This is a genomic window from Bosea sp. (in: a-proteobacteria) (assembly GCF_023953965.1).
Lineage (GTDB): Bacteria > Pseudomonadota > Alphaproteobacteria > Rhizobiales > Beijerinckiaceae > Allobosea.
The window spans coordinates 461,462-474,317 of the sequence record NZ_JAMLIX010000002.1; the positions used below are offsets into that span (position 1 = coordinate 461,462).

At 63.7% G+C, this 12,856-nt stretch carries 17 protein-coding genes; 10 read left to right on the forward strand and 7 right to left on the reverse strand.

From position 1 onward, the window contains the following. The first annotated feature begins 128 nt into the window (after positions 1-128). The 3 genes from istA to trhA all read left to right on the forward strand — a co-directional run bounded on the left by istA (position 129) and on the right by trhA (position 3,267). Positions 129-1,628, forward strand: a complete 1,500-nt coding sequence (gene istA / locus M9917_RS17290) for an IS21 family transposase (protein WP_297250232.1) — start codon at positions 129-131, stop codon at positions 1,626-1,628. After that, complete coding sequence (gene istB, locus M9917_RS17295; RefSeq protein WP_465246306.1) at positions 1,625-2,488, forward strand: IS21-like element helper ATPase IstB; 864 nt, start codon at positions 1,625-1,627, stop codon at positions 2,486-2,488. Before istA ends, istB begins: the two co-directional genes overlap by 4 nt. A gap of 95 nt (positions 2,489-2,583) precedes the next feature. Then, the gene (trhA, locus tag M9917_RS17300; protein ID WP_465246400.1) at positions 2,584-3,267 is read left to right on the forward strand and encodes a PAQR family membrane homeostasis protein TrhA; all 684 of its coding nucleotides are present in this window, start codon (positions 2,584-2,586) and stop codon (positions 3,265-3,267) included. Between the two features lie 129 nt (positions 3,268-3,396). Here the strand turns inward: trhA and M9917_RS17305 are convergent, their stop codons facing one another. Together M9917_RS17305 and M9917_RS17310 are read right to left on the reverse strand one after the other, a co-directional pair. Beyond that, the gene (locus M9917_RS17305; RefSeq protein WP_297255746.1) at positions 3,397-3,618 is read right to left on the reverse strand and encodes a hypothetical protein; all 222 of its coding nucleotides are present in this window, start codon (positions 3,616-3,618) and stop codon (positions 3,397-3,399) included. A gap of 242 nt (positions 3,619-3,860) precedes the next feature. Beyond that, positions 3,861-5,072: an IS256 family transposase gene (locus M9917_RS17310; RefSeq protein WP_297254662.1), complete on the reverse strand. Its 1,212-nt coding sequence runs from the start codon at positions 5,070-5,072 to the stop codon at positions 3,861-3,863. A gap of 274 nt (positions 5,073-5,346) precedes the next feature. Here M9917_RS17310 and M9917_RS17315 point away from each other — a divergent pair, with 274 nt between their 5' ends. From M9917_RS17315 to M9917_RS17345, 7 genes are all read left to right on the forward strand, one after another. Further along, positions 5,347-5,472, forward strand: a complete 126-nt coding sequence (locus M9917_RS17315; RefSeq protein ID WP_297255748.1) for a hypothetical protein — start codon at positions 5,347-5,349, stop codon at positions 5,470-5,472. Positions 5,473-5,480: 8 nt separating this feature from the next. After that, the gene (locus M9917_RS17320) at positions 5,481-5,768 is read left to right on the forward strand and encodes a hypothetical protein (protein ID WP_297255750.1); all 288 of its coding nucleotides are present in this window, start codon (positions 5,481-5,483) and stop codon (positions 5,766-5,768) included. Continuing rightward, complete coding sequence (locus tag M9917_RS17325; RefSeq protein ID WP_297255751.1) at positions 5,765-6,034, forward strand: DUF1488 family protein; 270 nt, start codon at positions 5,765-5,767, stop codon at positions 6,032-6,034. The genes M9917_RS17320 and M9917_RS17325 overlap by 4 nt, the downstream gene beginning before the upstream one ends. 123 nt (positions 6,035-6,157) lie before the next feature. Beyond that, complete coding sequence (locus tag M9917_RS17330; protein WP_297255753.1) at positions 6,158-6,400, forward strand: hypothetical protein; 243 nt, start codon at positions 6,158-6,160, stop codon at positions 6,398-6,400. A 211-nt stretch (positions 6,401-6,611) separates the two neighbouring features. After that, entirely contained in the window at positions 6,612-6,872 is a 261-nt protein-coding gene (locus tag M9917_RS17335) for a hypothetical protein (RefSeq protein WP_297255756.1), read from the forward strand. Between the two features lie 232 nt (positions 6,873-7,104). Further along, a complete protein-coding gene (locus tag M9917_RS17340) occupies positions 7,105-7,260 on the forward strand; it encodes a hypothetical protein (protein ID WP_297255758.1) in 156 nt (51 codons plus the stop codon). 13 nt (positions 7,261-7,273) lie between these two features. Then, on the forward strand, positions 7,274-7,477 hold the full coding sequence (locus M9917_RS17345) for a DUF4167 domain-containing protein (protein ID WP_297255759.1): 204 nt from the start codon (positions 7,274-7,276) through the stop codon (positions 7,475-7,477). A 49-nt stretch (positions 7,478-7,526) separates the two neighbouring features. On the opposite strand, the gene M9917_RS17350 is transcribed toward M9917_RS17345, so the two are convergent. Genes M9917_RS17350 through M9917_RS17370 form a run of 5 tightly spaced genes read right to left on the reverse strand, consistent with a single transcriptional unit; the run spans position 7,527 to position 12,664 of the window. After that, a complete protein-coding gene (locus tag M9917_RS17350; RefSeq protein ID WP_297255761.1) occupies positions 7,527-7,739 on the reverse strand; it encodes a hypothetical protein in 213 nt (70 codons plus the stop codon). A 58-nt stretch (positions 7,740-7,797) separates the two neighbouring features. Beyond that, positions 7,798-8,028, reverse strand: coding sequence for a hypothetical protein (locus M9917_RS17355; protein WP_297255763.1), 231 nt, complete (start codon positions 8,026-8,028; stop codon positions 7,798-7,800). Beyond that, positions 8,025-9,401 carry a glycoside hydrolase family 130 protein gene (locus M9917_RS17360; RefSeq protein ID WP_297255765.1) on the reverse strand — a complete coding sequence of 459 codons (1,377 nt, stop codon included), beginning with the start codon at positions 9,399-9,401 and terminating at the stop codon, positions 8,025-8,027. Before M9917_RS17360 ends, M9917_RS17355 begins: the two co-directional genes overlap by 4 nt. Positions 9,402-9,440: 39 nt before the next feature. After that, complete coding sequence (locus tag M9917_RS17365) at positions 9,441-11,708, reverse strand: glycosyltransferase family 4 protein (RefSeq protein ID WP_297255767.1); 2,268 nt, start codon at positions 11,706-11,708, stop codon at positions 9,441-9,443. Then, positions 11,705-12,664, reverse strand: coding sequence for a class I mannose-6-phosphate isomerase (locus M9917_RS17370; protein ID WP_297255769.1), 960 nt, complete (start codon positions 12,662-12,664; stop codon positions 11,705-11,707). The genes M9917_RS17365 and M9917_RS17370 overlap by 4 nt, the downstream gene beginning before the upstream one ends. Positions 12,665-12,856: the final 192 nt, after the last annotated feature.

The window sequence follows — 12,856 nt, forward strand, 5'->3', positions numbered from 1 at the left end:
CTTCAACAATCCAAACAGCTGTGCAGGGCGGTGAGAAAACCATCCAGTGAAGCGCCTGCGTTTGTGCGGGCGCGGGCGGCGTAAAAGTCGTCCACTGGATAGGCTGATCCCTTTCGGGGTCGGCGGGGATGTTCGCTGTGGAGGTCTACGCGGCGGTTCGCGATTTCGTTTTCAATCAAAAGCAGAGCCGACGGGAAGCGGCTCGCGTGTTCGGGCTGAGCCGCGAAACGATCGCCAAGATGTGCCGGTTCTCGATCCCTCCGGGCTACACGCGCACGAAGCCGGTCGAGAAGCCGAAGCTCGGTCCGCTGCTGCCGGTGATTGAGGCGATCCTGGACGGAGACCGGGCGTCTCCGGTGAAGCAGCGCCATACGGCGAAGCGGATCTTCGAGCGGCTGCGGGACGAGCACGGCTTTGCCGGCGGCTACACGGTGGTGAAGGACCATGTGCGGCTCTGCCGGGCGCGGGGCCGCGAGACCTTCGTTCCGCTGGCCCATCCGCCCGGTCACGCCCAGGTGGATTTTGGCGAGGCGCTGGCGGTGATCGGCGGCGTGCGGCAGAAGATCCACTTCTTCTGCCTGGACCTGCCACAGTCGGATGCCTGCTTCGTGAAGGCGTATCCGCGCGAGACGACGGAAGCGTTCCTGGACGGTCACGTCTCGGCTTTTGGCTTCTTCGGCGGTGTGCCGCTGTCGATCCTCTATGACAACACCCGCATTGCGGTGGCGAAGATCTGCGGCGATGGCCGGCGCGAGCGGACGCGGGCCTTCACGGAGCTGGTGAGCCACTATCTGTTCCGGGATCGGTTCGGGCGCCCGGGCAAGGGCAATGACAAGGGCAAGGTCGAGGGGCTGGTGAAGTATGCCCGCTCGAACTTCATGACGCCGATCCCTTTGGCGGCGAGCTTCGCCGAACTGAACGCGATGTTGGCCGAGCGCTGCCGCCGGCGACAGGACGAGCGGGCCGGCCGGCATGCCCAGACGATCGGAGAGCGGCTTGTTGCCGATCTCGGGGTCTTGCGCCCTTTGCCGGCAGTGCCGCTGGAGCCGTGCGAGAAGCGTGGTGCGCGGGTCTCGTCGACGGCGCTGGTCCGATATCGGTCGAACGACTACTCGGTCCCGACGGCCTATGGCTTCCAGGACGTGGTGGTGAAGGGCTTCGTCGAGGAGGTCGTGATCCTGTGCCGGGGCGAGGAGATTGCCCGCCATCCCCGCAATTACGGGACGGGCGTGTTCGTCTCCGATCCGCTGCACTATCTGGCGCTAATCGAGGAGAAGCCGAACGCCCTCGACCAGGCCGCGGCCTTGCAGGGCTGGGACCTGCCCGAGGCCTTCCAGCACCTGCGCCATCTCCTGGAAGCGCGCATGGGCAATCGCGGCAAGCGCGAGTTCATCCAGGTGCTGCGGCTGCTGGAGGCCTTGCCGCGCGAGGTCGTGAGCTTCGCCGTCGGCGAGGCGATCCGGCTGGGCGCGATCGGCTTCGATGCGGTGAAGCTGATCGCGCTGGCGCGGCTGGAACGGCGCCCGGCCCGTCTGGATCTGGCGGCCTATCCGTATCTGCCGAGGACTACGGTGAAGACGACCTCGGCGGCCGATTACGCCGTGCTCCTGCCGGGAGCCGCGGCATGACGGGCTCGGGGAAAGAGACGATGCCGGCGGGCACGACCGCTGGAACGCCGCAGGTCCTGCTGGCGCACCACCTCAAGCAACTGAAGCTGCCAACCGTCCTGCGCGAGTACGACAAGGTGGCACGGGAATGCTCCCGCGACGGCGTCGATCATCCCCGCTACCTGCTACGGTTGGTCGAGCTCGAACTGATCGACCGGGAGCGGCGCACGGTCGAGCGGCGGATCCGGGCGGCGCGCTTCCCAGCGGTGAAGAGCTTCGACACCTTCGACTTCACGGCGATCCCGAGCCTGAACAAGATGCTCGTGCTGGAGCTGGCGCGCTGCGGCTACATCCTGCGCCGGGAGAACATCATCGCGCTCGGCAACAGCGGCACCGGCAAGACCCATGTCGCCCTCGCGCTCGGGCTGGCCGCTTGCCAGAAGGGCTTCTCCGTCGCCTTCACGACGGCGGCTTCGCTGGTCAACCAGCTCCTCGAAGCCCGCGACGAGAAGCGCCTGCTCAGGCTCCAGCGCGAGTTGCAGGCGGTCAAGCTGCTGATCGTCGACGAGCTCGGCTATGTGCCGCTGTCGCCGACCGGCGCCGAGCTCCTGTTCGAGATCTTCTCGCAACGCTACGAGCGCGGCTCAACCATCGTCACCTCGAACCTGCCCTTCGAGGACTGGACGTCCGTCCTGGGATCGGAGCGCCTCACCGGCGCGCTGCTCGATCGCCTGACCCACCACGTCAGCATCCTCGCCATGAACGGCGACAGCTACCGCCTCAAACAATCGGCCGGCCGCCGGCGCGCCTCCGCCGCGGCGGGGCAAAAACAGACCACCGCCAACGAAGCCGATCCAGAAACCGGCGAGATCATCCCCTGATCAATCCCGACAGCGCGATATGGCAGGGGCCCCGATCGGGGCCCCTGCCATATCCGCCACCCTCAACGCCAGTGGCCTGCTTTTACTCCGCCACGCTGGCCTGGAATCCGACCGCCGTTGACATTCCCGCCGTAGGACGCTTCGTCTTCAGGCGCGCCGAGCTCTGGGCTGACGGCGTGATCCATGTCCTTGGCGTCGCCCTTGGGTTGGCTGCCGTCGCGACGTTGATCGTCCAGGTCGCGAACAGCGCCCCGATATTCGACCTGCTGACCGTTTCGATCTATGGCGCAGCGCTGCTCGCCGTTCTGATCGTCTCGGCCACCTACAACATGTGGCCGATATCACCGCGAAAATGGTTCATCAGGCGGTTCGACCATTCGGCGATCTACGTGCTGATCGCCGGCACCTACACCCCGTTCCTGATAAAGCTGAGCGCCAGCATTTTTGCCCAGGTTCTGCTCGTCATCGTGTGGCTCGCGGCCGCTGCCGGCGTTGCGATCAAAGTGGCTTTGCCCAGCCGGTTCGACCGGCTGTCGATTGCGCTCTATCTCCTGATCGGCTGGAGCGGGCTCCTGATCTGGGAAAGTGTCAGCCTCCTGCCCGCGATGACCCTCTGGCTGATCGTCGCAGGCGGCACCCTCTATTCGATCGGCGTCATCTTCCATATCTGGGAAAGCCTGCCGTTCCAGAATGCGATCTGGCACGGCTTCGTTCTGGTGGCTTCCGGCTGCTTCTATGGGGCCGTGTTTCGGGCGTATGCGATAGCGCCGGCTGCGTGAGCTGTGGTCGTCACGGACAGCCGGCGGCCCTCATCCCGATATCTCTCCGACGATCTGGCGAAGCTCTTCGCGCGCGCCGGCAAGGCTCGTGCCTCCAATGGGCAGGCTCCACGAAAGGCCGCATCGCCTTCAGGCAACGGCAGATTGTCGGTATCGCTCGATGGCCCGCCGCGCCAGGTCATCTTCATCTTCCGCGATCGCCACCAGCGCAGCCACGATATAGGCCAGCCTGGTTCGCTCTCGCTCATCGAACGCATCAGGAATGGTCGATCTGACTTCGTTCCACGCGGCCTCCAGGGCTGCCTGCGCCCGGGCGAGGTCAACTGGATCACTCAATGACGAGAACGGCATGCTCCTTCCTCCGAGGGGTTTCTTTCGCCGGGGATTTTATGAAGGCGGAGCTCGCCAGCAATATCAAAAGCTAAGGCGGCCCGCGCGAGAAACCGAGGTATCAGGTGGGGGCGTTCGATCAGGGTATCGATCTATCGTTCGCTGAATGCGGTTATGATTGTCAGAATGGAAATAATTGCTCCTTGCCTTGATAGCGTCCGTCAATGTGGTGTAATTTCGGGTGTGGGACCGGGCCGTCATGATCAGGCGGCCTTTGGTGTAATCTGAAGGGGCCTTTCGTCCTCGATCGCCGGTGTGTTGAGGTCCGCCATGGCCTCGACCTGCATGTATCGATGCTGAAGCTGCCACTCGTCGTTGGCTTCGAGCAGGACGGCTCCGATCAGGCGGACGATGCTGTCCTCGTTCGGGAAGATGCCGACGACATCGGCCCGGCGCTTCACCTCCTTGTTGAGCCGCTCCAGCGGATTCGTGCTGTGCAGCTTCGAGCGGTGCTGGGCGGGGAAGGCCATGTAGGCGAGCACATCGGCTTCCGCATCATCCATGAAGCTTCCCAGCTTCGGCCATCTGGCGCGGAGTTGGTCGGCGACATGCCGCCAGGTCTGCACGGCACTGTCGTGGTCGGGCTGGATGAACGCCTGCCGGATCGCGGCGGCGACCATGGTGTGCTGGCCCTTGGGAACGTAGGCCAGCGCATTGCGCATCGCATGAACCCGGCACCGTTGCCATGTCGCGCCGAGCACGCGGACAAGGGCCGCCTTCAGCCCTTCATGGGCATCCGAGATGACCAGCTTGACCCCGGTCAGTCCCCTGCGCACCAGATCGCGCAGGAACGAGGTCCAGAACGGCTCGGCTTCGGACGGGCCGATGTGAAGGCCGACGATCTCCCTCTTTCCGTCGGTATCGACGGCGACCGCGATTATCGCCGCCACGGAGACAATACGCCCACCCTCGCGCATCTTCAGATAGGTGGCGTCGAGCCACAGATAGGGCCAGTCGCCGGACAACGGGCGCTTGAGGAAGGCGTTCACCCGCTCGTCGATGTCCTTGCACAGCTTCGACACCGACGATTTCGAGATGCCCGTCATCCCCATGGCCTGCACCAGTTCATCGACCTTGCGGGTCGAGACGCCGTTGATCCAGGCTTCCTGGATGACGGCGACCAGCGCCTTCTCCACCGTCTTCCTCGGCTCCAGGAAGCCGGGGAAGTAGGCTCCGCTGCGCATCTTCGGGATTTTCAGGTTCAGCGTGCCCAGCCGGGTGTCGAGCGTCCGGTCACGGTAGCCATTGCGCCAGGTCTGCCGGGCTTCGCCGCGCTCGTATCGCCCAGCCCCGATCAGGCCATCGACATCGGCCTCCATGATCAGTTGCAGCACGCTCTCGGCGATCGCGCGCAGAAAATCAGGGTCGCCGCTCTTCGCGGAAAGCTCGGCAAGCGCTAATCTGTCCTCGGTCATCGGGTTCTCCGTTTCGGTCAGGTCGAAGTCTTGCAACTCCACCTTCTCAAACGGACCCGGTGCCCACACCGGTTTTGGCCAAAAACGCAGCGGATTCTCCACCGCTGTTTCCACCGAAAGCGCTCCCCGAAATTACACCACGTCCTCGGACGCTACCCTTGCCTTGCAAGATTATCCTGCGCGCACCATTTTAAGGCAGTCTCGAAACGCATCGGGATTTTACTTCAGAGCATTTGCGCGAAGCGCCCCGATCTGGGCCAAACGGAGCCCAGCCATGACAAATATTTCCGGGCAGTGGTTCATTTATCGTGTTTGGGCCGCAGATCGCTATCTGGTTTGGCTCGCGCATGGTGGCCTCATCGCCGCGTTCGCACTGGCCTTCGCACTCGTGCTGAAATGATGCCTCCCATGGAACCGCATATGGAAAAGGCTCGGTTTGCAGCCGCTGGCTATGCCCCGGCGCCGGAGGCGTCGGCGCTGACCTATGGAATGATCGGCATGGCGCTCTTCAGCGTCGGCATGTGGGGAGCGGGCAGGTTTTATGACGTGCCTCTGATCCCCCATTTGTCGTTGATTGTTGTTGGCTCGCTGATCGCATTTCCCGTTGGCATCTGGCTGCAAAAGAAGCGGAAGCGGCGCCATGTCGATGCCTATCAGGCTGAGCTGGTGCGTCTTGGCGCAGGGCGCAGGTCATGAGCCTCGACTTTCCCAACTCGATCCGGCGTTACGAACCCGGCCGCGGCTGCGTAAGCTTCTGGGGCTCTGAAGCGTCATTGGAAGTGATGTTCCAGATCGAGCTCGACGTTCTGCGGACTTTAAGCCCCGCTATCATCGACGGAAGCGAGGGGTCGTTCCTCGTCGCATTCGACCTCAATCGCTCAGCCATATTGCGGGCCGCTCGCTCCGCCTATCTGAAGAAGCGCGGGGGCTATCATCGGCTCTCGGCCGACGACTTCCGCTAGTAAAGGCCGGAGCTTTCGGCCGCGTGTAAAGGACTGGCGAGGACAGCGGATAGGCTTCGGCCGGTCTCGCGTGGCGACCTCGCGTTTGTCCAGCCATCGTCAATCGCAGGAGCACGCGACATCATGAGCGAACGGCGAGAGCTATATCGCAGCCCCACCGGTGACTGCTGGTTTCTGGGGCGGGAGCCGACGAGCGGCGCAGCATTCGTGATCCATCAACCGAACGGTCCGGGAGGCGGCCAGCTGTCGCATATCGAGTTGGGAGCCTTCCTCGTCTCCGGAAAGTCGGACCGTCCCGAGCAACAGGCCTTGCTCCGCCTCATCGGGACGCTCGTCGATGTGCCTCCCTACGCAAATCGGGCCTGACGTCGTGATCCCGGTTCCGGCCGCCAACCAAGCTTCGGCTGTTACGCTATCGCCTTCATCGAGGTCAGCATCTGCAGATTTTCCTTCGTACCCGAAACGTGACTTGCGATGTCCGGCGAAAGGGCGGTTTGTTCAACTACAGTTGTCTCCATACCGCTTCTGGAAATGACCGTCGCGGCGCCTGTCACGCCGCCAAGCGGAGACACAAACCATGCTCAACGGAACTGGGTCGGTCACTTTACGCAGTGGCCGAAGGCTGCACGCCAAATATCAGTTCGGCACGCATCAGGAGCATCATTGGGTCGGATATCTGATCTGCGATACGGAAACTGCCGATCCGAGCGAGTTCTCCTACAAAATCCTTCTTCACTGTGAAGGCGGGATAGCGATCGAGCTTGCCGTTACCAACTGGACGGATCACTACATGGCAGTCGTGGGGCGCCCGTTGCCGGAGTTCAACCAAGTCGCTTGAAAGAAACGCGTGGCGCGCTCCCGCTGGGTGTGGCCTCGCAGGGACCTCAAACGGCCACAATGATCGACTAATAATAAATGATCGACGGAGTCGCTTAGCTGGCATCGCGAACTCGCGGTTTGCCCGACTTCTTTTTCTTTCGACATCGCTCGCCGCTTTGCGGCATCCGCTGCCGGCATTGTGCCGGCTGCCTGACACGTCGCGTGGCCGAGCCGCGCGCCATGGGATTCATATGAACAAGACCATCGACAAGACCAAAAAAGAACACCGTATCGGCAAGGCAGCGCCGGCACCCCTGTCTCCGCTCCCTGCACCGATCTGCAAACCCGTTTCCGGCGGTCTCTCACGCGCTGAATTGCGTGAGATCGTCGCTGAGATCCTGGGTTAAGGGGAAAAGAACCATGGATTTGCATCATCGCGCGCGGCGCCCTCAGAATCGAGGTGGCCTGGCCGAGGCACCGCGAACGCCCAACCTTCAGGCAAGATACCAGCGCACGCTCACCCTCGCACGCAGGTCGGAAATGATCGGTGACAAAGTTGAAGCCGAGCGCTTCTATCAGCAGGCCGATCACTATCGCCGCCTGTTGAACAACCAAGCCGCTTAGCAGGGCTGACGATCGACGATCGCGATGCCGCGTCGAGAGCTCAGCGGCTTCACGGCAGATTCTTCGACGGGACTGTAGCGCCGCCTGCGCGCTCATCAGCCTCCTTGCGCAGCCGCTGTTCCTTCAGCCGGGCCGTCTTCGCGTCGCGCTCCTGGTTGAGGCTTTCGGTCTCCGACAGAAGGCGATTCCGCGACAGCGATTGCGTCTGCGTCTTCAGGAATGCAGCCTCTGCCTGGGTGCGTGATTTCGAGCGTTCGGTCATTCTGCTTTCCTCCTGATGGGCGGCGACAGCCTCCTGGTCGATGCCGGGCCGCTCCTGATCATTCCCGAGAGCCGGATACCGGCGATTTGGCCTTTGCTTTTGAAACAATGATCTGGTTGTGACCGATCGCCCTTTCGCGGCCGTCGATGCCTCGAACCCGGTAATGACGCTCACCGCTCTCCCGCGCCGGCATCACGCGAATAATCTCGTAGTCGCCCTCTCCAGAGCGATCGGCGAAGCCGAACGACAGGCGCACGGTGTCGCCGACCTTGATGGGACGTTCGGTCATGGCTTTTCGCTTTCGAGAGTGGGTTGTCCGGCGTAAGGCCGCTTGTCTTTGCCGGGCGCATTTATGACTGCGCAGCCCGGCTCCATCGCTTCCAATAGTGCTGCGACCTTCACCGTGGCGAAATGGCAGAAGGTGTCCGAGACCGCATAAGGCAGGACGATCATGTCGCTGTGGCGTATCGCGCCGCAGGTGTAGACGACGTTCGGTACGTAGCCCTCCCGTTCCGGGGACTCGGGCTGGACGAAAGGCTGGCGCAGGCGCCCCAGCACTTTCGAAGGGTCCGCCTTGTCGAGCAGAACCGCACCGATCGTGTATTTTCGCACGGCCCCGACGCCGTGGATCAGGAGCAGCCAGCCTTCGTCGAGCTCGATCGGCGAGCCGCAGGTGCCGATCTGCACGAACTCCCACGGATACTGTGGCTTCAGGATGGCGACTCCGCCGTTCCAGGTCAGGAGATCATCCGAATAGATCAGGTAGAGGTTTTCATTGTCCTGCCGGGAGATCATCGCATAGCGCCCGCCGAGTTTGCGCGGAAACAGCGCCATGCCCTTGTTCACGGCGGCGGAGCCTCGCAGCGGCGATAGTCGGAACGACAGGAAGTCGCGGGTCTCGATCAGCTCCGAGCGGATCGACCTGCCGTCATAGGCCGTATAGGTGGCGCGATAGATGATGCCGTCATCCTCCTCGAACGCGACGAAACGCGCATCCTCGATGCCGTTCGACTGCGACGCGGTCACGGGAAAGATCACCCGCTCGCTGATGTCGCTGTCCGCGGCGAATACGACCTCGACATCCTCGCCATCGAGCCGCGCCATCCGGTTGTGCAAGGTGGCGATCGTCGCCAGGCGCGAGGTCGGGTCGACGCTGACCTCGCCGCCGGCCGCGATCGACCCGGAGCGGAACGTCAGGGACGAGATGTGCCCCTCTCCGACGGCGCGAACGCTGAGGATGAAGCGAAGCCCGCCAGCTGGAGCATCGGACTGGTCGGGATGCGCGATGATGCTCGGGTTGAAAAGCGCCGCCGCCTCGAACGAATACTCGTGCAGGAAATAGGCCCCGACCAGCTGGCGCTGGACCTTGGTGAAGGCGCCGTGAGCGGCGAAGGCATCCTCCATCTCATCGGCACGTGTCTCGAACCTCGCCAGCAGGTTGCGGTGCCGGCCGTTGAAATTTTCCAGCACCTCGGCAAGCAGGTTCGTCGCCTCCTCAGGGGCGAGCGACAAAACCCGGTCGACGATGTGGTTCGCCTTCGCCTTCTCGGCTGGATTGAAATCCCGTGGCTCGCCCGCGGGGCCGAACCGACGCACGACGACCCGGGAGGGGTCGGGATGCAGGTACAGGGTCTGCCGGTTCAGGAAACTGGGCTGGGACAAGACGTCCGCCGATCTGTTTTGAGCAAGGTCGCCGAAAGCTCAGGCGTGCAAGATACGAAGCGGCGCCAGTTTCGGGCGATCCCCGCTGACGCGGGCAAGCTGGCGAATCTCGGCGAGGCTGAGCAGGTACGATACGACGGATTCACCGCCGCGGTTCTCATTCGGCCGATCGCGATGAAGGCCGTCACGGCAGGCACCGGTATCCAGGTCGACCAGGGGTGTGGAGAGGTCGTTGCCGCCCAGGAACCAGGCGAAAGCGCGCGCGGCTTCGTTGCGCCATTGCGGATCGCCGTCGGCCCGCCAGGCTGCCAGGCAGGCTGAAATCACGGCCGTCGCTTCCAGTGGCTGCTGATCAAAGGCCTTCGGTGGGCTACGCTTGTCCCCGAAACTCTCCGAGCCGACAGGCCTGAACAGGCCTGCCCGCGTCGTCTGGAGATGCGTGAGCCAACGCAGCGAGCGCAGGCCAGCCTCGACATAGGCCGGGACCTTCATCGCCAATCCCGTCGCGATCAGGGCTTGGGGCAGGCGCGCGTTGTCGTAGGAGAGCCCATCCTCGAACCAGATCCAGTCCGGCGTCTCGACCGTCGCGAGCAGGCCGAGCAGGCGGTCAGCGAGAAGCGCACGAAGCGAGATGGCGGCCGTCGTAGTGCAATGAGCATCGAGGCCCAGCAAGGTAAAAGCCCAGGCACGCGGGGAGCTGAAGCTCTCGATGATGGGCAGGGCCTCGGTGAACAGGGCCGCGGCCCATCGCCGCCGCGAAACGCTCGCATCGTCACGCGCGCAGACGCCGAGCGCCCAGAGCGTGCGCCCATGACTGTCTTCCGACCCGGCTTCCTCGAGCCAGCGCCGGTCGAAGCTCATGAAATTGCGGAAGCGCCGCCGGTCGGGGTTCCAGGCGTGCTGCACGAATGAGGCGAAGCGTGCCGTAAGCGCGTCCGGCAGGCGCGCCTCTCCGGTATTGTTCAGAGCATTGGCGAGAAGCAGAGCGCGGGCATTGTCATCGATGCAATAGCCATGCGAGCGGTCCGGCACGGAATGAACAGCGTGCTGGAACAGCCCGGTATCGTCACACATGGACAGGAGGTGGCCGGTCTGCATCTCCGGCGGCGGCGCCATTGCCGGCAGGGCCGTCGGCTGGCTTGAGCCCGCAACAGCGCTCAGCACACGTCCCCGGCGCGCCGTCTCGAAGGCGGCGAGATAGCACTTCGCGGTTCGCTCCCAGGTCATCGAGCGGCTGCTCGCATAGGCGCGCAGCCTCATGTCCTGGCGCCGGGGCGCATCGGTCAGCAAGCCTCCGATCTCGTTGCCGATGGCGACGACGTCGCCGAAGGGCACGAGGATGCCGCGCCCGTCGGCAAGCAATTCCCTGGCATGCCAATAGGGCGTCGAAACCACGGCCTTGCCCAGCCCGAAGCTGTAGGACAGCGTGCCCGATGTCATCTGCGCCTCGTTGAGATAGGGCGTGACATAGACATCGCACATCGAGATGAAGCCGAGCAGCGTAGCCTGATCAACGAACCGGTCGAGGAAGACGACGTGGTCTTCGACCCCGATCTCGCGCACACGCGCCATCAGGCTTTCGCGATATGCCTCGCCATGCTCGCGGACGAGATGAGGATGCGTCGCGCCCAGAACGACATACATTGCATCGGGGCGGCGCCTCAGGATCGAGGGCATCGCGTCGATCATCACCTCGATGCCCTTGTTGGGCGACAGCAGGCCGAATGTCAGGATGACGGAGTGACCGCCAAAGCCCAGCCTTTCCTTGGCTTCATCGGGCTCGACAAAGGCAAATTCGGGAATGCCGTGCGCGATCACCTCGATCTTGTCCGCCGGCAACCGATAGACGGTCCGCAACAGGTCGCGCCCCTTCTCCGCCATGACGACTACGCGAGCCGAGACATCGACGATCCGTTCCATCACGTCGCGCTGCGCGGCATTCGGTTCGGCCAGGACAGTGTGCAACGTCGTGACGACGGGCATGGTCAGGCGCGAAAGCAGCGCCATGATATGGCTCCCGGCTTCACCGCCGAAGATGCCGAACTCGTGCTGAAGGGAAACGACGTCGAAGCGGCCCTCGTTCAGGAAGTCGGCGGCACGCGCATAGTCTTCGAGCCGCTGGTCGGAAATCTGGCAGTGCACGGAAAACGGATAGTCGTAAGCCTCAGCATGGTCATTCATGGCGACGATGGAGGTATCGACGTCGGAGGATGCGATCGCCTGCTGCAGATCGGTCGTGAAGGTCGCGATCCCGCAGCGGCGGGGCAGCGAATTGCCGATGAAGGCGATGCGTTTGGTCGGGCTCATGATCGTGCCTCCGTGGGCGGAACTGGCGAATTCAAAACGGCCTGCGGCGGCCCTGTTGGCGGAGAAATCGTCTCGCGGAACCGGGGCATGCCATCGCCGTCGACACGGCGCAGGAGATCTCGGCTTGGTGCCGCCGCGTCATAGGCGACGAGGCAGGACAGGCCGGCTTCGCCGGGCACGATGCGCACGCCCTGTGCCTCGACGAAGCAGCCCTGACCGACGCCGATTTGGAGCGCGCCGATGGCGGCAGCGCCGGCGATAGCGACCAGCCAGGTCTCGCATCGCGCATCGAGCTCCCAGATCGATCCGGCAAGCAGGTCGATCCGCTCGAAGACTAAGTAGGGGTTTGCGACGAGCAGGGTCCGGACGTCGCTCAGGCGCCGCGGCGGCACGGTTCGTTTCGTGGGGCCAGCATGAGCGACCGCAACGCCTTGCTCGATGTGCAGTTCGCGGGCTCGGCCGTAATCGAAGAGACGGAACGTCGTGTCGCTGCGCTGCTGTATCTCGGCGAGCACGAGACCTGCGCCGATCGCGTGGATCGTCCCGGCCGGGACGGCAATGACCTCCCCCGCGTGCGGCTTATGCCATGCGACAAGCTCGGCGATCGAGCCATCGGCAATGGCAACCCGCAATTGCTCTGGGGCGACGGCAGTCTTGAGGCCGATACCAACCGTGGCGTCGGAGGCAGAGGACAGGATGTACCAGGCTTCGGTTTTGCCGCGCGGCAGCCCCATCCCATGGGCCGCAGCATCGTCCGGATGCACCTGGATCGATAGGGCCTCCTGCGTGAACAGGAGTTTGAGCAGCAAGGCTGGCTCCGGCGCATGCTTCTCGCAGCGCTGGAACCAGAGTTCACCGATCGGAACGCCGGGATGCCCGATTCCGCTCCAGGGTAGAAGGTCAGTCGATCCCCAGGGCTTGGGGATCATCTCGATGCAGGCTTGTTCGAGCGCCATCATAGGGCTCCTGGTTCGTACGGCCGGAAATCGACCGACGGATCGTCACGCGCCGGCCTTGGGCAGCGGCGGTTCGTGGGGGCGCCGGCGCACGCACTCGCGAACTACTTCGGCTGGTTGGCGCGCGTCAGAAGGGCGCCAGCCGCACTCCCGGTTTTGCAGCAATCTTCCGAACGATCGAGCCGCTCGACG

What these genes read in the sequence shown, in the direction of transcription:
- istA (WP_297250232.1), top strand. Translation starts at nt 129, where the DNA reads ATGTTCGCTGTGGAGGTCTACGCGGCGGTTCGCGATTTCGTTTTCAAT.
- istB (WP_465246306.1), top strand. Translation starts at nt 1,625, where the DNA reads ATGACGGGCTCGGGGAAAGAGACGATGCCGGCGGGCACGACCGCTGGA.
- M9917_RS17325 (WP_297255751.1), top strand. Translation starts at nt 5,765, where the DNA reads ATGAGCCTCGACTTTCCCAACTCGATCCGGCGTTACGAACCCGGCCGC.
- M9917_RS17345 (WP_297255759.1), top strand. Translation starts at nt 7,274, where the DNA reads ATGGATTTGCATCATCGCGCGCGGCGCCCTCAGAATCGAGGTGGCCTG.
- M9917_RS17370 (WP_297255769.1), bottom strand. Translation starts at nt 12,664, where the DNA reads ATGGCGCTCGAACAAGCCTGCATCGAGATGATCCCCAAGCCCTGGGGA.
- M9917_RS17365 (WP_297255767.1), bottom strand. Translation starts at nt 11,708, where the DNA reads ATGAGCCCGACCAAACGCATCGCCTTCATCGGCAATTCGCTGCCCCGC.
- M9917_RS17335 (WP_297255756.1), top strand. Translation starts at nt 6,612, where the DNA reads ATGCTCAACGGAACTGGGTCGGTCACTTTACGCAGTGGCCGAAGGCTG.
- M9917_RS17315 (WP_297255748.1), top strand. Translation starts at nt 5,347, where the DNA reads ATGACAAATATTTCCGGGCAGTGGTTCATTTATCGTGTTTGGGCCGCA.
- M9917_RS17305 (WP_297255746.1), bottom strand. Translation starts at nt 3,618, where the DNA reads ATGCCGTTCTCGTCATTGAGTGATCCAGTTGACCTCGCCCGGGCGCAG.
- M9917_RS17355 (WP_297255763.1), bottom strand. Translation starts at nt 8,028, where the DNA reads ATGACCGAACGTCCCATCAAGGTCGGCGACACCGTGCGCCTGTCGTTC.
- M9917_RS17340 (WP_297255758.1), top strand. Translation starts at nt 7,105, where the DNA reads ATGAACAAGACCATCGACAAGACCAAAAAAGAACACCGTATCGGCAAG.
- M9917_RS17330 (WP_297255753.1), top strand. Translation starts at nt 6,158, where the DNA reads ATGAGCGAACGGCGAGAGCTATATCGCAGCCCCACCGGTGACTGCTGG.
- M9917_RS17310 (WP_297254662.1), bottom strand. Translation starts at nt 5,072, where the DNA reads ATGACCGAGGACAGATTAGCGCTTGCCGAGCTTTCCGCGAAGAGCGGC.
- M9917_RS17320 (WP_297255750.1), top strand. Translation starts at nt 5,481, where the DNA reads ATGGAACCGCATATGGAAAAGGCTCGGTTTGCAGCCGCTGGCTATGCC.
- M9917_RS17350 (WP_297255761.1), bottom strand. Translation starts at nt 7,739, where the DNA reads ATGACCGAACGCTCGAAATCACGCACCCAGGCAGAGGCTGCATTCCTG.